The organism is Rhizobium sp. 10N427 (assembly GCF_056394605.1).
Genome location: NZ_JBFTID010000004.1, coordinates 426,835 through 447,132, shown reverse-complemented (window position 1 = coordinate 447,132; position 20,298 = coordinate 426,835). Strand labels below are relative to the sequence as shown.

At 61.4% G+C, this 20,298-nt stretch carries 16 protein-coding genes; 9 read left to right on the top strand and 7 right to left on the bottom strand.

Annotated elements, in window-relative coordinates; genetic code table 11:
• Nucleotides 1–2: 2 nt before the first annotated feature.
• Both AC1DIJ_RS11995 and AC1DIJ_RS11990 read left to right on the top strand, forming a co-directional pair.
• Nucleotides 3–1,856: a DUF2264 domain-containing protein gene (locus AC1DIJ_RS11995; protein ID WP_112385373.1), complete on the top strand. Its 1,854-nt coding sequence runs from the start codon at nt 3–5 to the stop codon at nt 1,854–1,856.
• Entirely contained in the window at nt 1,853–2,866 is a 1,014-nt protein-coding gene (locus tag AC1DIJ_RS11990; RefSeq protein WP_112384965.1) for a hydroxyacid dehydrogenase, read from the top strand. The genes AC1DIJ_RS11995 and AC1DIJ_RS11990 overlap by 4 nt, the downstream gene beginning before the upstream one ends.
• Before the next feature lie 62 nt (nt 2,867–2,928).
• Here AC1DIJ_RS11990 and AC1DIJ_RS11985 read toward each other — a convergent pair whose 3' ends face one another.
• The 5 genes from AC1DIJ_RS11985 to AC1DIJ_RS11965 all read right to left on the bottom strand — a co-directional run bounded on the left by AC1DIJ_RS11985 (nt 2,929) and on the right by AC1DIJ_RS11965 (nt 8,226).
• On the bottom strand, nt 2,929–4,203 hold the full coding sequence (locus AC1DIJ_RS11985) for a Gfo/Idh/MocA family protein (RefSeq protein ID WP_112384966.1): 1,275 nt from the start codon (nt 4,201–4,203) through the stop codon (nt 2,929–2,931).
• Nucleotides 4,204–4,245: 42 nt separating this feature from the next.
• On the bottom strand, nt 4,246–5,076 hold the full coding sequence (locus AC1DIJ_RS11980; RefSeq protein WP_112384967.1) for a sugar phosphate isomerase/epimerase family protein: 831 nt from the start codon (nt 5,074–5,076) through the stop codon (nt 4,246–4,248).
• 24 nt (nt 5,077–5,100) lie between these two features.
• A complete protein-coding gene (locus AC1DIJ_RS11975; RefSeq protein ID WP_112384968.1) occupies nt 5,101–6,267 on the bottom strand; it encodes a dihydrodipicolinate synthase family protein in 1,167 nt (388 codons plus the stop codon).
• A 2-nt stretch (nt 6,268–6,269) separates the two neighbouring features.
• Entirely contained in the window at nt 6,270–7,418 is a 1,149-nt protein-coding gene (locus tag AC1DIJ_RS11970) for a Gfo/Idh/MocA family protein (RefSeq protein ID WP_112384969.1), read from the bottom strand.
• Between the two features lie 130 nt (nt 7,419–7,548).
• The gene (locus AC1DIJ_RS11965; RefSeq protein WP_112384970.1) at nt 7,549–8,226 is read right to left on the bottom strand and encodes a TetR/AcrR family transcriptional regulator; all 678 of its coding nucleotides are present in this window, start codon (nt 8,224–8,226) and stop codon (nt 7,549–7,551) included.
• A 207-nt stretch (nt 8,227–8,433) separates the two neighbouring features.
• Here AC1DIJ_RS11965 and AC1DIJ_RS11960 point away from each other — a divergent pair, with 207 nt between their 5' ends.
• The 7 genes from AC1DIJ_RS11960 (at nt 8,434) to AC1DIJ_RS11930 (ending at nt 17,163) form a co-directional block, all read left to right on the top strand.
• Entirely contained in the window at nt 8,434–9,720 is a 1,287-nt protein-coding gene (locus tag AC1DIJ_RS11960) for an ABC transporter substrate-binding protein (protein ID WP_112384971.1), read from the top strand.
• Between the two features lie 5 nt (nt 9,721–9,725).
• Complete coding sequence (locus tag AC1DIJ_RS11955; protein ID WP_112384972.1) at nt 9,726–10,688, top strand: carbohydrate ABC transporter permease; 963 nt, start codon at nt 9,726–9,728, stop codon at nt 10,686–10,688.
• Complete coding sequence (locus AC1DIJ_RS11950) at nt 10,681–11,568, top strand: carbohydrate ABC transporter permease (RefSeq protein ID WP_112384973.1); 888 nt, start codon at nt 10,681–10,683, stop codon at nt 11,566–11,568. The genes AC1DIJ_RS11955 and AC1DIJ_RS11950 overlap by 8 nt, the downstream gene beginning before the upstream one ends.
• Nucleotides 11,569–11,588: 20 nt before the next feature.
• Nucleotides 11,589–12,662 carry a Gfo/Idh/MocA family protein gene (locus tag AC1DIJ_RS11945; protein WP_112384974.1) on the top strand — a complete coding sequence of 358 codons (1,074 nt, stop codon included), beginning with the start codon at nt 11,589–11,591 and terminating at the stop codon, nt 12,660–12,662.
• 25 nt (nt 12,663–12,687) lie between these two features.
• Nucleotides 12,688–13,764, top strand: a complete 1,077-nt coding sequence (locus tag AC1DIJ_RS11940) for a sn-glycerol-3-phosphate ABC transporter ATP-binding protein UgpC (RefSeq protein WP_112384975.1) — start codon at nt 12,688–12,690, stop codon at nt 13,762–13,764.
• 71 nt (nt 13,765–13,835) lie between these two features.
• A complete protein-coding gene (locus AC1DIJ_RS11935) occupies nt 13,836–14,711 on the top strand; it encodes a choline kinase family protein (protein WP_112384976.1) in 876 nt (291 codons plus the stop codon).
• Between the two features lies 1 nt (nt 14,712).
• Complete coding sequence (locus AC1DIJ_RS11930; RefSeq protein ID WP_112384977.1) at nt 14,713–17,163, top strand: FAD-dependent oxidoreductase; 2,451 nt, start codon at nt 14,713–14,715, stop codon at nt 17,161–17,163.
• A 180-nt stretch (nt 17,164–17,343) separates the two neighbouring features.
• On the opposite strand, the gene AC1DIJ_RS11925 is transcribed toward AC1DIJ_RS11930, so the two are convergent.
• Nucleotides 17,344–18,798 carry a mannitol dehydrogenase family protein gene (locus tag AC1DIJ_RS11925; RefSeq protein WP_112384978.1) on the bottom strand — a complete coding sequence of 485 codons (1,455 nt, stop codon included), beginning with the start codon at nt 18,796–18,798 and terminating at the stop codon, nt 17,344–17,346.
• Nucleotides 18,795–20,210: a glucuronate isomerase gene (uxaC, locus tag AC1DIJ_RS11920; protein WP_112384979.1), complete on the bottom strand. Its 1,416-nt coding sequence runs from the start codon at nt 20,208–20,210 to the stop codon at nt 18,795–18,797. The genes AC1DIJ_RS11925 and uxaC overlap by 4 nt, the downstream gene beginning before the upstream one ends.
• Nucleotides 20,211–20,298 lie beyond the last annotated feature (88 nt).

Genomic DNA, 20,298 nt, shown 5'->3' with positions numbered 1-20,298 from the left:
AGATGACCTATGATCCGGCCAGCGCCAATCCGCTCGCAGGCAATCCTCTCCAGACGCGCAGCGACATGAGCCGCGCCCTTCATGATCTCTTCAATCCGCTGCTTCCCTATTTTTCCGAGGGCAACGCGCGTGTCAGGCTCGATGGCGCGGGCGCACATTTCGACCGGGCGGCCGCTGATCTTGAAGGTTTTGCCCGGCCTCTCTGGGGCCTGGCGCCGCTTGGCGCCGGAAAGGGCGACTTCGCACATTGGCAGCGTTTCGCCGACGGTATCGCCAACGGCACCGATCCCGATCACCCGGAATATTGGGGCACGGTCGGTGGCCGCGATCAGCGGATGGTGGAACTTGCGGCTCTGGGCTTTGCCATCGCGCTGGTGCCGGAGAAGATCTGGGAGCCGCTCGATACCGCCCAGCGCGCCAATGTCATCGCCTATCTCAAGCATGCCCGCCAATTCGATTATGCCGACAACAACTGGAAATTCTTCCGCATCTTCGTCGACATCGCACTCGATCGCGTCGGGGCCGATTTCGATCGCAGCTTGACGAAGCAATATCTCGAAGAGCTCGAAGGCTTCTATGTTGGTGATGGCTGGTACCGCGATGGCAACGTTCGCCGCGTCGATCACTACATCCCCTTCGCCATGCATTTCTACGGGCTGATCTATTCGAAGCTCGTCGATGACGACTATGCGAAGCGCTACCGGGAACGGGCCCTGCTCTTTGCCCGGGATTTCCGGCATTGGTTTGCCGATGATGGCGCGACCATCCCCTTCGGCCGCAGCCTCACCTACCGTTTCGCCTGCGCAGGCTTCTGGTCGGCGCTTGCGTTTGCGGATCTGGAAGCGCTTCCGTGGGGCGAGGTCAAGCATCTCTGCCTGCAGCATCTGCGCTGGTGGCGGGACAAACCGATGACGAACCGCGACGGCATCCTGTCGATCGGCTTCGGCTATCCGAATTTGCTGATGTCCGAGAGCTATAATTCGGCCGGTTCGCCATACTGGGCGTTCAAGGCTTTCCTGCCGCTGGCAATCCCGGAAGATCACGCGTTCTGGACGGCGAAAGAGGCGGTACCGGCCGCCGCACCCGTCACACCGCAGCGCCATCCCGGCATGGTGATCATGCATACCGGTGAGGATGCCGTGGCCCTGTCATCGGGGCAGGAAAACCTCCAGATGCGGTTTGGTACCGAAAAATACGCCAAATTCGCATATTCGGCCCACTATGGCTTCAGCATCGAAGCCGACGAGCGGAGTTTTGCCGGCGGCGCGTTCGATTCTGCATTGGCTTTCAGCGATGACGGCTTTCACTATCGGGTCCGTGAAACCAATACGGTGGCGAAGATTGCCGGCGACGTGCTCTATGCAAATTGGTCGCCTTTCAAGGATGTCAGCGTCGAGACCTGGCTCGTTCCGGCCGCGCCCTGGCATCTTCGCGTCCATCGCATCCAGTCGCCGCGTGCGTTGCAGATTGCCGAGGGCGGCTTTGCGATTGCCAAGCAGGATTTCGACCTCGATACGCTCGAAGCCGCGGCCGGCCAGGCCTGCGCCCTTGGCGAAGCTGACTTCTCCGGCATCGCTGATCTCGGCTCCAGCATCGAGCGCGACGGCCTCGTGCAAAAGGCATTGCCGAATACCAACATGATCGTTGCCAAGACCCTGGTGCCGCAGCTGCGCGGTGAAATTCCGGCGGGCGAGACCGTGTTGTTCACGGCCGTGATAGCCACGGGTGACCGGCAGGTTGTGTCGGGTGCGTGGCGAACGCCGCCTGAACGGCCGGATTTGTCTTCGCTGGAAGCGATCGTCGCCAAGGAAGGCATCACCGTCAGCGCCATCGAGGCGCCGGGGCAAATGCCATGAGACAAAGAGGTATTGCGCTTGCTATGCAGCCCGGGCAGCGGACGGAGCATGTGCTCCCTGATGCCCTGCTCGACCGGCTGGAACAGCTCGGTTTGCTGCTCGACCGGCAGCCGCTCGAGAATTTTGGCGATGCGCGGGCCAGACGGATCCTGGCCGAAACCGAAATCCTGATCACCGGCTGGGGCGCGCCTCATGTTGGTGCCGATGTGCTTTCGGCCGCGAAAGGGATGAAACTTGTGGCCCATGCCGCCGGCACGGTCAAAGGCATCATCGGCGAGGAGGTCTTCAGATCAGGTGTGCAGGTCACCCATGCGGCGGAGGCCAATGCCGTTCCCGTCGCGGAATTCACCCTTGCGGCGATCCTGTTTGCCGGCAAGCACGTCTTTCGTTTCCGCGACTATTACACGGATGACCGGAACCGTGAGCGGACCTATCCGATGCAGCGGCTGGCGATCGGCAACTACGGCCGGACGGTCGGCATCATCGGCGCTTCGCGTATCGGGCGAAGGGTAATCGATCTGCTGAAACCCTTCGAATTCAAGATCCTGCTTTTCGATCCGACATTGAGCGCTGCGCAATGCGCGGAGCTAGGTGCTGCGAAATGCGACCTCGATACGCTCATGCGCATGTCGGATATCGTCTCTCTTCATGCGCCTTCGCTTCCCTCGACCCGTCATATGATCGATGCGCCGAAGCTGGCGATGATGAAGGATAGCGCAACGCTGATCAACACGGCGCGCGGGGCAATCATCGACGAGGCGGCATTGCTGGCGACGCTGGCCACTGGCCGGATTGATGCCATCATCGACGTCACAGATCCGGAGATTCCCGAGACGAGCTCGGCATTTTACGATCTCCCCAACGTGTTCCTGACGCCGCATATCGCCGGCGCGGTCGGATTGGAGCGTTCTAGGCTTGGCGCAATGGCCGTCGATGAGATCGAGCGCTTTCTGAAGGGCGAGCCGCTGCTCTACGCGCTGACACTGGCCGATCTCGACCGGCTCGCTTAGGGCCTGCGCCAACATTCGAAATTGAAAGCGCCAGCTCCACTCGAACTGACGCTTCGATTTTATTAGCCGGCTTTTACGCTATTTGGCGAGCCGTCATTCGCGAGCTCTGGCATCAGCTCGGCGAGCGTAACCACCTTGCCGGTGCGCGAGCTCTCCAATGCTGCAATCCCGCAGAGAACAGACATTGCCCCGGCGCGCGTACCGGCGCGCTGATGCAGTCCATCTTCGATGCCGGGCTTGAAGATCATATTGCGCATCCGGTCGTCGCCGCCGTAATGCCCGCCGGACGAATGTGGAACGACGATACGTTCGAGCGCTTCCTTGCCGTTAGGGAAATTGCGGATCAGCAGGATTTCGTCTTCCTTCTTCACCTCCCATGGCTGCGTTTCGTGTTGGCGAACCTCGATCCGGCCCTTGGTGCCGTTGAAGGCGAGGTGATGCCCCTCGATCGGCTGGAAGGTGTTCAGCGAGTAGGAGACATGCACGTTATTGCGGTAGCGGATACTGACCACCATCGTATCGGGTATGTCGATATCCTCGCGGAAGACGCAGCCGTCGCGGAAATAGCCGTCGATCTTCGAGGGGTCCTCGTAAAGCGTGTCCAGGAACGGATCTGCCTCGAGGTCAAGATAGTAGTCACAGTCGGCGGTGTGAGGACAGATCTTGCAGCGCGGGCCGCGGAACGGCCCCTTGCGGCCGTAATTCTGCAGGTCGGCAAAGGATGTGACGGCTTCGGGATCGCTGTCGAGATACCAGTTCAGCAGATCGAAATGGTGTGTCGCCTTGTGGACGAAGAGGCTGCCCGAATTCTCGGTATAGGCATGCCAGCGACGGAAATAGTCGGCGCCGTGCTTGGTGTTCAGGTACCAATGAAAATCGACGGAGGTGACGCGGCCGATCTCGCCGGAGTTCAGTAGCTCCTTGATGCGCGCTGCCGTCGGCGAATAGCGGTAGTTGAACGAAACATCGACGCGCTGGCCTGTCCGCTTCTCGGCGTCCATGATCCGCCGGATCTTGTCGACCGCCGTCGTCATTGGTTTCTCGGTGATCACGTCGATCCCGGCCTCGAGCGCCCGTACGACGATCGCGTCATGGGTATGGTCAGGCGTACAGACGATCACGAGGTCGGGCTTGACCTCCTTCAGCATCGCCTCGATGTCGTCATAGATGGGGGCATTGCTGCCGATCATCGTGCGTGCCCGCTCGCCGCGCAGCGAATTCTTCTCGACGATGGCGACGAGATCGACATGCTCCCGCCAGCCGGCGAGCAGATCTTTCCCCCACATCGTGGTCCCGCGATTGCCGGTCCCTATCAGTGCAAAACGGCGCTTCTCCATCGAATGATCCTCCTTCATACGTGCTGAAACGAATATATCCAATTAAACTAGGCAGCAGCCATGATACCGGTCGACGCAGGTGGCGATGACCTCCTCCGCCGGGCGCTTCCACCAATTGTCTGCCGAAAAGATTTCGACCTCCTGGGCGCCGAAGAAGCCCGCTTTCTCGATCATCTGCCTGATGCCTTTGAGATCGATCACGCCGTCGCCCATCATGCCGCGGTCGGTCAGCATGTCCTTGGTCGGCACCAGCCAGTCGCAGATATGGTGCGCGAAGATGCGCTTCATCCGCCCGGCACGGGCGATCTGCTCGGCGAGTTCCGGATCCCACCAGACGTGATAGACGTCAATGGCGACGCCGACATCGGTGCCGAGCAGTTCGCACATGTCGAGCGCCTGGCGCAGGGTATTCACGCAGGAGCGGTCGGCGGCATACATCGGGTGCAGTGGCTCGATCGCCAGCGGAACGCCCGAGGCTTTCGCATGCGGCAGGACGGCGGCGATCCCGTCCGAAACCATCTGCCGGGCAACACTGATATCCCGCGATCCACCCGCCAATCCACCGACAACGAGCACCAGGCAATCGGCGCCAAGCGCAGCGGCCTCGTCGATCGCTCGTCGGTTGTCGTCGAGGTTTTTCTGCCAATCGCGGTCATTAGCCGCCGGAAAGAAGCCCCCTCGGCAAAGGCCGGTCAGCTTCAGGCCGTTCGACTTCACGATACGGACAGCCTCGTCGAGACCGGCCTTGGCGATCTGATCGCGCCAGGGCGCGATCTTGGTGATGCCGTGCTTCAGGCAGAGATCGACGGCTTCGGCAAAGCCGCATTGCTCGCGGATCGTTGCGAGATTGATCGAAAGTCCTTCGACCTGCATGTTATATCCTCCCTGCCTGATGGTTCACTGCACGCCGTGAACGGCAAGCACCTGCTTCATGCGGCTGACCGCGAGATCGGGATCGGCGAGGACACGCGCCTTGTCAGCCAGCCGGAACAGTTCGGCGAGATGCGTCAGAGACCTTGTGCTCTGCTGTCCGCCGACCATCACGAAATGGTCCTGCAGCCCGTTCAGATAGGCAAGGAACACCACACCGGTCTTGTAGAAGCGGGTCGGCGCCTTGAAGATGTGGCGCGACAGCGGAACGGTCGGGTCGAGCAGGTCGAAGAACTCGTTGTTGCTGTGGCGCCCGAGCGCGTCCATTGCCGCCGAAGCCGCCGGTGCGATCGCATCGAAAATGCCGAGCAGGGCGTCCGAATGCCCCTCTTCGTCGCCGGCGATCAGTTCGGCATAGTTGAAGTCGTCGCCGGTGTACATGCGCACCGCCTTGGGCAACTGGCGGCGCATCGCCACTTCCTTTTCCTTCGAAAGCAGCGAAATCTTGATGCCATCGACCTTGGCGGCATTGGCTTCGATCACTTGAAGGCTCGTCGACATTGCCCTGATGTGATCGGCGTTGCCCCAGTAGCCTGCGAGCGCCGGGTCGAACATTTCACCCAACCAATGGATGATCACGGGTTCCTTGACCTGGCGAAGGATGCGGTCATAGACGCGGATATAGTCGTCCGGGCCCTTGGCGGCGGCGGCCAGCGCCCGGCTTGCCATCAGGATGATGCGTCCGCCCTCGGACTCGATGGCTTCGATCTGTTCTTCGTAAGCCCGGATGATCGTATCGACCGTCACATCAGGACCAGGTGTCAGATGATCAGTGCCGGCGCCGCAGGCAATCAGCGCGTCCTTGCGGGTGCGTGCTTCGCGCAGCGCCCGGCGGATCAGCTCACGGGCCTCAGGCCAGCCGAGGCCCATGCCGCGCTGAGCCGTATCCATCGCCTCGGCAACGCCGAGGCCGAGATCCCAGAGCCGGTGGCGAAACGCAAGCGTCCGCTCCCAGTCGATCGCCGGTGTCAGCCACGGGTCGTTGTCTTGAAGCGGATCGGCCACCACATGGGCGGCCGCATAGACGACGCGCGGAAAATCCTTGGCATCGCGCGTCTTCAGCTCGATCGGCACGCCGGTCAGCTGATAGGGCGCGATCTTGCCGTCCAGCGGGAGATTGATCGTTCTTGCCATGATCAGAATTCCAGCCGGGGAACGTCGAGCCAGCGGCGTTCGGCCCAGGACTTCAGGCCGAGTTCGGCGAGCTGCACGCCCTTGGCGCCAGCCTCCATGCCATAGGGCCACGGCGCGTCCTCGGCGACATGGCGCAGGAACATTTCCCACTGCGCCTTGAAGCCGTTGTCGAAGACCTGCGTATCCGGTACCTCGTCCCAGGTCTTGTAGAAGTCGATCGTCTGCGGCTGATCGGGATTCCAGACCGGCTTCGGCGTATTGACGCGGTGCTGGGTCCAGCATTTCGTTAGCCCCGCGACCGCGGAACCATGCGTGCCGTCGACCTGGAACGTTACGAGGTCGTCGCGGCGGACGCGAACCGCCCACGACGAGTTGATCTGCGCGATCACCCCGCCTTCAAGTTCGAAGGTCGCGTAGGCGGCGTCGTCGGTATCGCAAGGATAGGTCTTGCCCTGTTCGTCGACGCGGCTGCCGATATGGGTGGCACCGAGGCAGGAGACGGATTTCACCTCGCCAAAGAGATTGTCGAGCACGTAGCGCCAGTGGCACAGCATATCCAGGATGATGCCGCCGCCGTCGCCCTTGCGGTAGTTCCAGGACGGACGCTGTGCCGGCACGCCCCAGTCGCCCTCGAACACCCAGTAGCCAAACTCGCCGCGCACCGAGAGAATTTTGCCGAAGAAGCCGGAATCGCGCAGCAGCGCCAGCTTGCGCAGCCCCGGCAGGAACAGCTTGTCCTGAACGACGCCGTGCTTGAGCCCGGAAGAGCGGGCCTTCCGGGCAAGATCGACCGCAACCTGCAGGTCGTCGGAAATCGGCTTTTCGCAATAGACATGTTTGCCGGCGTCAAGCGCCCGGGACAGCAGCTCGGCACGCATCAGCGTCGTGCCGGCGTCGAAGAAAATATGGTCGTCGGGGTTGGCAAGTGCGGCGTCAAGGTCGGTCGACCAGCGCTTAATGTTATGCTTCTTCGCCAGCTCTTCCATCTTGTCGCGGTTGCGGCCGACAATGATCGGATCGATCTCCAGCCGTTCCCCCGATTTCAGCAGAAGGCCGCCCTGATCGCGGATGGCCAGGATCGATCGCACCAGGTGCTGATTGTATCCCATGCGGCCTGTAACGCCGTGCAAAATGATCCCGAGACGTGCCATTTGTTCCTCCCTGCCAATCGTTTTCCGGCAGGGAGCGGGCTTGGCCCAGCCCTCCCAAGCCAGTAACTAAACAGTTACTTGATGGCAGAAGGAAACCGGACCTGTCAATAGGCAAATCCGTTTCGGCTTCTCAGCGCTTAATGGAGGCGAGCGTCACGTGGACGATATGGCGCTCCCAGGTGTCCAGATTCGTGGTCTCGATCAGGGGGCGGCCGAAGATGGTCGAGAGCGTGTACTGGTTGGAAAGATAGAAATATCCGAGCGATGCGATCGTCAGATAGACATGCAGCGGATCTGCCGTCTCGATGAAGACGCCTTCCTTTTTGCCGCGTTCAAGCACCTGGGCCAGTTCGCCAATCAGATGCGAGTGAAGCTCCTTCAGCCGCACCGATTGGCGCAGCCAGCGGGCGCGATGCAGATTTTCAGTTCCGAGCAGACTGAGGAATTCCGGATGCTGGAGGAAATAGCGCCAGGTGAAGAGAGCGAGTTCCGTGATGCCTTCTTCCGGATTGCGGTCGCCGATATGCAGCGCGCGTTCGGCGGTGCGGATGCCGACATAGGCTTCTTCGAGCACGCGCAGGTACAGCTGCTCCTTGTCGCCGAAATAGTGGTAGAGCATGCGCTTGTTGGTGCCGGCACGTTCGGCGATCGCATCGACGCGGGCGCCGCCCATGCCGTTTTCGGCAAATTCCTGCGTTGCCGCCTCAAGGATCGCCGCCTTGGTTCGTTCAGGGTCGCGCTGAAGCACCCGCTCGCCGCTGGCACGCTTCTGCTTTTTCTTGTCCCCAGTCTGGCCGGTATCGTTCATCGGCTTATCTCCCCAGACGCTAATGTTGCGCTCATAAGGCTTCGGTGCGAGGTTGTACAAGCGAAATTCGAAGAGGAGACCTCGCGAAACCAAGACCGCTTGACAGGCTTCGTGCTTGTCCATAGCTTGTAACCAATTAGTTATTTGTTGCAAGAGAAACCAGCAAGGAGCGTGTGGAGGCGCTCCCCAAGGGAGGAGGAAAAACAGATGACATTCAGCATTAATAGACGTGGCTTCATGGCGGGAGGGGCTTCGCTGCTCGCGCTTTCGGGTATGGGTGCCCCTGCATTTGCGCAGGACGCCCGTCTCCGCCTGATCTGGTGGGGCTCTCAGCCCCGCGCAGACCGCACCAACAAGGTGTCGGATCTCTACAAGGCCAAGAATTCCGGTGTTTCGATCACCGGCGAATTCCTGGGCTGGGGCGATTACTGGCAGAAGCTCGCGACCCAGGTCGCCGGCAAGAACGCCCCTGACGTGATCCAGATGGATTACCGTTATATCGTCGAATATGCCCGGCGCGGCGCTCTTGCTCCGCTGGAATCCTATATGCCCTCGAAGCTGCAGCTCGGCGATTTCGATCCGGCTCAGATCGAAGGCGGCAAGGTCGATGGCCATCTCTATGGCATCAGCCTCGGCGCGAACTCGGCAGCGACTGTAATCAACACTGTTGCGCTGCAGGAAGCAGGCGTCGAAGCCCCGAACAACAAGACGACCTGGGAAGAACTCGGCAAGATCGGCGCCGAAATCACCAAGGCAGGCAAGCGCAAGGGCTTCTTCGGCTTTGCCGATGGCAGCGGCGCCGAGCCGCTCTTCGAAAACTACGTTCGCCAGCGCGGCAAGGCGCTGTACACGGCGGATTCGAAGATCGCCTTTGGCGTCGAAGATGCGTCCGAATGGTTCGACATGTGGGCGAAGTTCCGTGAGGCCGGTGCCTGTGTGCCGCCTGATGTTCAGGCGCTCTACAAGGATACGATCGACACCGCCCCGCTGACGATGGGCAAGGCTGCGATCGATTACGCGCACAGCAACCAGTTCGTCGGCTTCCAGGCCGTCGTCAAGGACAAGCTGACGCTCAGCAACTACCCGCGCGTCACCGCGGACTCGAAGGGCGGCCACTACCGTAAGCCATCGATGTTCTTCTCGGTGTCGGCGCAGTCCAAGGTGCTGGATCAGGCCGTCGATTACGTCAACTTCTTCGTCATGAATCCCGATGCCGCCAAGGTGCTCGACGTCGAGCGCGGCATTCCGGAATCGAAGTCGATGCGTGATGTCGTCGCCGGTACGCTCGATGATGTCGGCAAGATCCCGCTGAACTACGTGGCCAATCTTGGCGATCTCGCCGGTCCGTTGCCGCCACCGCCGCCGACAGGCGCCGGTGAAGGCCAGACGGTTCTGCGCCAGCTCGCCGAGCAGGTTGCCTTCGGTCAGGTAACCCCTGCCGATGCCGGCAAGCAGCTCGTGGATGAAATTACGCGCGTCCTCGCGCGGGGTTGAACCACATGAACAATGCGATGCGCACAACGGCCGACGGAGCCGTGACGGTGGAACGTTACCAGGGAGCAGTGGCAGACAGCCGCCTCAGGCGGATGTGGAATGCCAATGCTCCAGGCTATCTCTTCCTGCTGCCCTGGCTCCTGGGTTTTTTCGGGCTGACGCTCGGCCCCGCCCTGATTTCTCTGTACCTGTCGTTTACGGACTTCGACATGTTGAGAGCGCCGGGCTGGGTCGGCACGGACAATTATGTGCGCATCGCCACCGCCGATCCCAAATTCGCCGCGGCGATGAAGGTGACGCTGACCTATGTCGTGCTCTCCGTCCCCTTCAAGCTCACTTTTGCGCTGATGGTGGCAATGGCGCTGAACCGGGGCATTCGCGGTCTTCCTGTCTACCGCGCCATTTTCTATCTGCCCTCGCTGCTTGGCGGCAGTGTCGCCATCGCCGTTCTCTGGCGGCAGCTTTTCGCCGGTGACGGCCTGGTCAATGCGGCGCTGGCACAGTTCGGCATTCAAGGACCGAGCTGGATCTCGCATCCGAGCTATTCGATCTACACGCTGGTGGCGCTGTCCGTCTGGCAGTTCGGCTCGCCGATGATCATCTTCCTTGCCGGTTTGCGCCAGATCCCGCAGGATATGTATGAGGCGGCCAGCCTCGACGGCGCCTCGACATTCCGCCAGTTCTACAAGATCACGCTGCCGCTTCTGACGCCCGTCATTTTCTTCAATGCCGTGGTGCAGACGATCGAAGCCTTCAAGGCCTTCACGCCTGCTTTCATCATCTCAGGCGGCACCGGCGGTCCGATCAATTCGACGCTGTTCTATACGCTCTATCTCTATCAGGAAGCCTTCGGCAATTTCCGCATGGGCTACGCTTCGGCACTCGCGTGGATCTTGGTGGTCATCATCGCGATCTTCACCGCCTTCTCGTTCCTGTCCTCGCGCTATTGGGTTCACTACGATGACTGAGATGACCGCTGCAGTTACCGCGGCCAGGCCGCCATCCGACATTAACAAGCGCAGCCTGCCGGGTTCGATCGTCGTCCATGCCCTGCTGATCGGTGCGTCGCTGCTGATGCTCTATCCGCTGCTCTGGATGCTCTCGGCCTCCGTGCGCCCGGAAAACGAGATCTTCTCGTCGACCTCGATCATCCCGTCATCAATCGATTTCGCGTCCTATGTGCGCGGCTGGACCGGCCTCGATATCAGCTTCGGGCGCTTCTTCTGGAATTCGCTGGTTATTTCGCTGCTGACGGTCACTGGTAATGTCATCGCCTGCTCGCTGACGGCTTTCGCCTTCGCGCGTCTGCGCTTTGCCGGCCGGAATTTCTGGTTCGCGATCATGCTCGGCACCCTGATGATCCCGTATCACGTGACGCTGATCCCCCAATATGTGCTGTTCCTCAACCTCGGCTGGGTCAACACCATCCTGCCGCTGGTCGTACCGAAGTTCCTGGCGAGCGACGCCTTCTTCATCTTCCTGATGGTGCAGTTCTTCCGTGGCATTCCGCGTGAGCTTGATGAAGCGGCGATGATGGATGGCTGCAGCGCCTGGCGCATTTATTGGAAGATCATGCTGCCGCTGTCGCTGCCGGTGCTGGCAACGGCTGCCATCTTCTCCTTCATCTGGACTTGGGACGATTTCTTCGGGCCGCTGATCTATTTGAACGATATGAACACATACACGATCCAGCTCGGCCTGCGCACCTTTGTCGACTCGACCAGCGCATCGGACTGGGGTGGCCTGTTCGCCATGTCGACGCTGACGCTGGTGCCGGTGTTCTTCTTCTTCCTGTTCTTCCAGCGCCTGCTGATCGAAGGCATCGCCACAACAGGCATGAAGCGCTGATGCCGATGGGAAAGAGTGACATGAGCATAAAGACTGTCGCCATCGTCGGCTGCGGTATCGGCCGTTCGCATATCGTCGAGGGCTACCTGCCACATCCCGATCGCTTCAAGGTCGCGGCGATCTGCGATCTGAACGAGGAACGGCTGAAGACCGTCGGCGACGAATTCGGCATCGAGCGCCGCACCACGTCCTTCGACGAGTTGTTGGCGGACGACGGCATCGACATCATCGATATCTGCACGCCGCCGGGCATCCACAAGGAGCAGGTGATCGCAGCGCTTGCAGCCGGAAAGCATGTCGTCTGCGAAAAGCCGCTGACGGGATCGCTGGCTGGCGTCGACGAGATCATGCGTGCCGAGAAGACGGCCACGGGCACGCTGATGCCGATCTTCCAGTATCGCTACGGCGATGGCATCGAGCAGGCGAAGCGCATCATCGATACAGGCATTGCAGGCAAGTTCTATATGGGTTCGGTTGAGACCTTCTGGCTGCGCAAACCCGAATATTACGCCGTGCCCTGGCGCGGCAAATGGGCGACCGAGCTTGGCGGTGTGCTGGTCACGCATGCGCTGCACCTGCATGATATGCTCTTCCATCTGGCCGGCCCGGCCGCGCGGGTCTTCGGCCGTGTTGCCACCCGCGTCAACGATATCGAGGTGGAAGACTGTGCCTCGGTGAGCCTTGAGATGCAGAACGGCGCCTTCGTGTCGCTTTCGTGCACCCTGGGCTCCCAGCAGGAAATCAGCCGCCTCCGGCTGCATTTCGAAAACGTCACGTTCGAGAGCAATCACGAGCCATACTCGCCAGGCAAAGGGCCCTGGCAGATCATCGCCGCAAATGATGACGTGCAGGCGCAGATCGATAAAGCGCTTGCGAAGTGGCAGCCGGTGGCGCCGCGCTTCAACACGCAAATGGTCCGCTTCCACGACTATCTCAGCGGCAATGGGCCGCTGCCGGTGACGTCGGCAGATGCGCGCCGCGCTCTGGAGCTGGTGACGGCAATCTATCAATCCTCGGACAGCGGAGCTGACGTTGCGCTGCCGATCGGGCCGGAGAGCCCCAAATACGCCGACTGGCGTGCAAAAACGCGATAACGGGATCAGGAGAGGATTTGGGAAGATGGCAACAAGTGTCGTTCTTCAAAAGGTCGAGAAGCGCTACGGTTCCCTGGATGTCATTCATGGCATCGACCTGACGATCGATCCCGGTGAGTTCACCGTCTTCGTCGGCCCGTCCGGCTGTGGCAAGTCCACGCTGCTGCGGATGATAGCCGGGCTCGAGGAAATCTCGGGCGGCGCGCTGCTTCTGGACAACGAGCGCATGAACGAGGTCGCGCCGGCAAAGCGCGGGATCGCCATGGTGTTCCAGTCCTATGCGCTTTATCCGCATATGTCTGTCTACAAGAATCTGGCTTTCGGGCTGGAGACAGCCGGCTACAAAAAGGCTGAAATCGAGCCGAAGGTGCGCCGCGCCGCCGAGATTCTGCAGATCGAAAAGCTGCTGGAACGCAAGCCCAAGGCACTTTCCGGCGGCCAGCGCCAGCGTGTTGCCATCGGCCGCGCCATTGTCCGGGAGCCACGCATCTTCCTCTTCGACGAGCCGCTGTCGAACCTCGATGCGGAACTGCGCGTGCAGATGCGCGTCGAGATTTCCCGCCTGCACAGCAGCCTCGGCAATACGATGATCTATGTGACGCACGATCAGGTCGAGGCCATGACCATGGCGGACAAGATCGTCGTGCTGAATTCCGGCCGCATCGAGCAGGTCGGCGCCCCGCTCGACCTCTACAACAACCCGGCCAACCGCTTCGTCGCCGGTTTCATCGGCAGCCCGAAGATGAACTTTCTCAAGGCGAAGATCGACCAGGTGAATGACGGGGACACGACCGTCAGCGTCTGCGGCAGTGCGATCCGCCTGCCACGGCGCCTGAAGGGCTCCGCAGGCCAGGATGTGACATTCGGAATTCGCCCTGAGCATCTCGGCGTTGCCGATGCCGGAACGGCGCTTGCGACCGTCAATGTCGATCTCGTCGAAAATCTCGGCGGCGCGACGATGCTTTACACGACGACGCCGGATGGCCAGCAGCTGACCATCGCTCTCGATGGCCAGCAAAAGGTCGAGCGCGGCACCAATGTGAAGACCTCCTTCGATCCGGCCCGCTGTCACGTCTTCGATGCGTCCGGCGCCACGATCTGACCGGGCCTCTGCTTGACAGCCGATCCTCCTCTGGCCCATCATTTTGAAAATGGGCCGCGAGGGGGACAAGCGTGACGCCTGAAGATAGGATTCATGCACTCGGCATCTGGCACGGACCGCTCGAGATCGAACCTATCACCGGCGGCATCACCAACCGCAACTACCTCGTCCGGGATCGCAGCACGCGGCGCGTCGTCCGGTTGGGCGATGATATCCCGGTTCATCACATCAACCGCCAGAATGAGCTCGCCGCCAGCATCGCTGCTCATGCCGCGGGCCTTTCGCCCGCCGTCATCCATCACGCGCCCGGCATCCTCGTCCTGGATTTCATCGAATCGCGGGCGCTGTCTGCGGCTGATCTGCAGGATGAAGCAACCTTGCTGCGGACGCTGCCGCTGGTCCGGTCCTGCCACGGCGACATCGCTCGCCACTTCCGCGGCCAGGCGATGATCTTCTGGGTCTTCCACGTGATCCGGGATTATGCGGCTAATCTTGCCGCAGCAGGTAGCGCCTACGCACCGCTTCTACCCGGCTTGCTTGAAAAGGCCAAGCGTCTCGAAGCTACGGCCGGCCCCTTCGAAATCGGCTTCGGGCACAACGATCTGCTGGCCGCCAATTTCCTCGATGACGGCAAACGGCTCTGGTTGATCGACTGGGACTATGCCGGCTTCAACACGCCGCTCTTCGATCTCGGCGGCCTTGCCTCCAACAGCGAACTCCCGGAAGCCGCCGAGCGGACGATGCTTGAAAGCTATTTCGAAAAGCCGCTGACCCCCGATCTCTGGCGCCGCTACAGCGCGATGAAATGCGCCTCTCTGCTGCGCGAGACGCTCTGGAGCATGGTCTCCGAGATCCATTCGACCATCGATTTCGATTACGCCGCCTATACCGCCGAAAATCTCGCGCGCTTCGAGCGCGCCTACAAGGCATTTGAACAGGATCAGTAGAATGACGAAGGAATTACCGAAGACGGCGAAGGCCGTGGTCATCGGCGGCGGTATCATCGGCTGCTCGACGGCCTATCACCTCGGCAAGCTCGGCTGGACCGATACCGTGCTGCTCGAGCGGAAGAAGCTGACATCGGGCACGACCTTCCACGCTGCCGGCCTCGTCGGCCAGCTGCGCACCAGCGCCAATATCACCCAGCTGCTCGGCTATTCCGTCGATCTCTACAAGAAGCTCGAAGCCGAGACCGGACTTGGCACCGGCTGGAAGATGAATGGCGGCCTGAGGCTTGCCTGCAACGAGGAGCGCTGGACCGAGGTGAAGCGCCAGGCGACCACGGCGCAGTCCTTCGGCCTAGAAATGCATCTGCTGACGCCGCAGGAGGCTTTCGATCTTTGGCCGCTGATGACGATTGATGACCTCGTCGGTGCGGCCTACCTCCCGACCGATGGTCAGGCCAACCCCTCTGATATCACTCAGGCGCTTGCTCGTGGCGCCCGCATGGCCGGTGTCTCGATCTTCGAAGACACCGAAGTCATCGATCTCGAAATCGACAAGGGCCGTATCCGCGCCGTCATCACCGCCGATAGCCGCATCGAATGCGAGCGCGTCGTCGTCTGCGCCGGTCAATGGACGCGGGCCTTTGCGGCGCGCTTCGGCGTGAATGTGCCGCTCGTCTCTGTCGAGCATCAATATCTGATCACCGAATCCTTCGGCGTTCCCTCGAACCTGCCGACACTCCGCGATCCCGATCGCCTGACCTACTACAAGGAAGAGGTTGGCGGTCTTGTCATGGGCGGCTACGAGCCGAATCCGATTCCCTGGGCGACTGGCGGCATTCCCGACGGTTTCCACTACACGCTGCTTGACAGCAACTACGATCATTTCGAGCAGATCATGGAACAGGCGCTGGCTCGCGTTCCGGCTCTCGAAACCGCCGGTGTGAAACAGTTGCTCAACGGACCGGAAAGCTTCACGCCCGATGGCAACTTTATCCTCGGCGAAGCGCCGGAGCTGAAGAACTTCTTCGTCGGTGCCGGCTTCAACGCCTTCGGCATCGCGTCCGGCGGCGGTGCCGGCATGGCGCTGGCCGAATGGGTGGCGAAGGGAGAGCCGCCCTACGATCTCTGGCCGGTCGATATCCGCCGCTTCGGCCGCCCGCATTTCGACACCGACTGGGTCCGCACCCGCACCCTGGAGGCCTACGGCAAGCATTATACGCTGGCCTTCCCCTTCGAAGAGCATTCGAGCGGTCGCCCCTGTCGCAAGTCGCCGCTCTACGATCGCCTGAAGGCGCAGGGCGCCTGCTTCGGCGAGAAACTCGGCTGGGAGCGGCCGAACTGGTTCGCCGATCTCTTCGCCAACGAGGAGCCGAAGGATATCTACAGCTACAACAGGCAGAACTGGTTCGATGCCGTTGGCCGCGAGCACAAGGCCGTGCGTGAGGCGGCCGTCATCTTCGACCAGACCTCCTTCGCCAAGTTCGTGCTGAAGGGCCGCGATGCCGAAGCAGCGCTCGGCTGGATCGCTTCGAACGACGTGGCAAAGCCTGTAGGCTCGCTTGTCTATACCCAGATGCTGAACGACAAGGGCGGTATCGAATGCGATCTCACCGTCGCCCGCATCGCCGAGAACGAATATTACATCGTCACCGGCACGGGATTTGCGACCCACGACTTCGACTGGATAGCCCGCAATATTCCTGACGGCATGCAGGCCGAGCTGGTCGATGTCACCTCCGCCTATTCGGTTCTGTCGCTGATGGGCCCGAAAGCCCGCGCCGTGCTGGAGAAGGTCACCTCATCGGATGTCTCGAACGCCGCCTTCCCCTTCGGCCGCGTCAAGACCGTCGGCATCGCAGGCTGCCCGGTCAGGGCACTGCGCATCACCTATGTCGGTGAGCTCGGTTACGAGCTGCATGTGCCGGTCGAGTATGCAACGACCGTCTATGATGCGTTGATGGCCGCCGGAAACGGCCTCGGTCTCATCAACGCCGGCTACCGCGCCATCGAAAGCTGCCGCCTGGAAAAGGGCTATCGCGCCTGGGGATCGGATATCGGCCCCGACCATACGCCGGTCGAAGCCGGGCTTGCCTGGGCCGTGAAGACCAAGAAGAACATCCCCTTCCGCGGCCGCGAGGCCGTGGAGCGTCAATTGACAGGCGGCGTCAAGAAGATGCTCGCCTGCTTCGTGCCCGATGATCCTGATGTCGTCCTGCTCGGCCGCGAAACCATCTATCGCGATGGAAAGCGCGTCGGATGGTTGTCGAGCGGCGGCTACGGCTACACGCTCGGCAAGGCGATTGGCTACGGCTACGTCCGCAACGTCGACGGTGTGACGGAGGATTTTGTGCTGTCGGGCAAGTACGAGCTCGATGTCGCCCGCGAGCGGGTGCCGTGCTCGGTGTTGCTGAAGCCGTTGTATGACCCGGAGATGAAGAGGGTGAAGGGGTAGGCGCACCTCTGCTTCCCTCATTCCTGTGCTTGTCACAGGAATCCAGCCACGGCGCTTCTGCGCCGTGAACGAATCAACGAGGAATTAAGAGTCTTCTCGGCCCAAGGACTTGGGCCGCTGGATCCCTGTGACGAGCACAGGGATGAGGGTGGCGGACGGTATCGGCCTTGCCAGACCGCCTCAATACAACGGCAGCCTGTTATCCTGGATCAGAATATCCAGCTTGTTCGCCACATCCTCGGTCCAGCCAACATTGTCCGTCAATGCCTTCGGGAACAGCCCCGGCAGCTTGAACAACGCCGCCGAAACGGCCCCACCGTTGCGTGGGATATCAGCGAGCAGCGCCGCAATCTCCTCCGCACGGGGATCACGCAACTCGTAGGCCTTGCCGTTGCGGTCGACGCCGATGGCATAGCGCATCCATGCAGCGACGGCGATGGCGTAGGTCTCGGCCTTGCTGCCGTGGGCCAGTGCTTCGGTTGCCGGCTCCAGCAGGCGCTGCGGCAGCTTCTGCGTTCCGTCCATGGCGATCTGGTAGGTACGGTGGGCGATCGCCTTGTTTGCAAAGCGCGCTATCAGTTCGTCGGCATAATGGTCGAGATCGATGCCGGGGACCGGATCGAGCGTCTCGGCCGCAGCATTCATCTGGCGTCGGGCAAGAGCTGCCAATCCCTCGTCGTCCATGACATCGCGGATATATTCATAGCCGCCTATATAGCCGAGATAGGCGAGCAGCGAATGCGCGCCGTTGAGCATGCGCAGCTTCATCTTCTCGTAGGCCGAGACTTCATCGACCATCAGCACGCCGGCCTTGTCCCATGCCGGGCGGCCGTTGGCGAAATGGTCTTCGATCACCCATTGGGTGAAGGGCTCCGTCTCGATGGCGGCCAGATCCTGGCGCCCGGTCAGCCGCTCGGCGTCCGCATAGGTGGCGTCGGTGCTGGCGGGCGTGATGCGGTCGACCATGGTCGAGGGGAAGGGGACGTTGGTTTCGATCCAGGCGCGAAGCTCCGGATCGACGCGGCCGGCGAAATCGAGCACGAGGCGCTTCAGCACCGCACCGTTGCTCGGCAGATTGTCGCAGCTGAGCGGTGTGAAAGGGGCGATACCCTTGTTGCGGCGGCGGGCAAAGCCTTCGACCAGATAGCCGACGACGCCGCGCGGCGCGTGCCGGTCGGCAAGATCGGCGGCAACATCCGGATGCGTAAGATCAAGTCCGCCGGTACGCACGTCGAGGCCATAGGCTTTTTCCGTCACCGTCAGGCTGACGATGCGGATCGCCGGGTCTTCGAGACGCGACAAGAGCAGCGACGGATCGCGCGGCGCCACATGCGCCTTCAGGATCGGGCCGATCACCTCAGCCGTCGTGCCTGACGTGTCGCGGATCAGCACGGTGTAGAGGCCGTTCTGGGCATTCAGATTATCGGCAACATCAGGTGTTCGCAGGCTCGCCACCTCGATGCCCCAGTCGCCGCCTTCAGCGGCCAGCGCCGCATCCGTAAACGGCGCGAAATGGGCACGGAAAAAGGCGCCGGGGCCGAGATGCAGGATGCCCGCCTTCAGCGTGCTGCGGTCATAGGCGGGAAGCTTTGCGGTCGGCGCCAGGCCGTTCAGGTCCTTCAGTCGATTGCTCACAGCTTGTAGGCCTTCTTCGCGTTGTCATAGGAGAGTTCGCGCGCGACGATCGCCGCATCCTTCCGGGAGATGCGGTGCTCGGCGGCAAGCTGCGCCAGGAAGCCGCAAACCTCGCGGCGCCAGACGTCGTGGCGGGCGGGGATCGAGAGCAAGGCGCGGGTATCGTCGTTGAAGCCGGCCAGATTGGCAAAACCCGCAGTCTCGACGACCTGGTCGAGATAGCGGCGAATGCCATTCGGGCTGTCGTGGAACCACCAGGGTGGCCCAATCATCAGGCATTCCCAATGTCCGGCCATCGGCGCCAGCTCGCGCGAATAGGTCGTCTCGTCGAGCGTGAAGAGCAGGATGCGAAGGCCCTGCGAATGGCCGTACTTGGACAGCAGCGCATTGAGCCCGCCGATCCAGTCAGTCCGGGTCGGGATATCGGCGCCCATGTTCGGACCGCGGGTCGCAAAGAGACCGCTGTCGGTGTTGCGGCGCGAGCCCGCGTGGATCTGCATGACCATGCCGTCTTCGGCCGAAAGCCCGGCCATCTCGGTCATCATCTGACCACGGAACAGCTCGGCATCGGCAGCCGAAAGTGGACCCTTCAGTGCCTTGTCGAGAAGCGCTTGCCGCTCGGTGGCCGAGAGATCCGCGGTGAATGCGGTCGGCACGCCGTGGTCGGTCGCTGTGGCGCCGAACTGGCGGAAATAGGCGCGGCGCTTGCGATGCGCGTCGATCATGCCGTCCCATTTGGTGACGTCAGAGCCGGTGATCTCACCGAACTTGATGAGATTGTCGCGGAAGCCGACAGCGTCAGGATCGGTAACGCTGTCAGGGCGGTATGTCGTACGAACCTTACCGATCCAGCCATCCTTCTGCATCTTCTGGTGATGGACCAGCGGATCCAGCGCGCCTTCCGTCGTGGCGATCGTCTCGATGCCGAAGCGCTGGTGCAGGGCACGCGGGTGGAACTCGGGCTTGGCAAGCTGATCGTTGATATGATCGTAGAGCGTGTCGGCATTCTCAGGCGTCAGCGGTTCGGTACAGCCGAGCACGGCAGACATCGCATGATCGACCCACAGGCTGGACGGCGTGCCGCGGAAGAGATGATATTTGGCAGCGAAAGCGCGCCAGATGTCACGGCCCTTGGCGACAGGCTTGCCATCAAGTCGGGGGACGCCCAGTTCATCGAGCTTGGTGCCGGTGCTGTGCAGCATGCGGAACAGGTAATGGTCAGGGATGACGAGCAGCGAGGCGGCATCTTCAAAGGGCTTGTCGTCAGCAAACCACGAGGGCTCGGTATGCCCGTGCGGGCTGACGATCGGCAAACCGGCGACGGTCTCGTAGAGGTCGCGCGCGATGCTGCGGGTTGCCGGATCGGCCGGAAAAAGCCGGTCCTGGTGAAGAAAGCCGTTTCGTGAATCCATAAGATTTCCTCCCTGATGGGTTAGGGCCTACTCCACGATCAAAGACACGGCAAGGCCCATTAGTAACCAATGAGTTCACTTTAGGAAT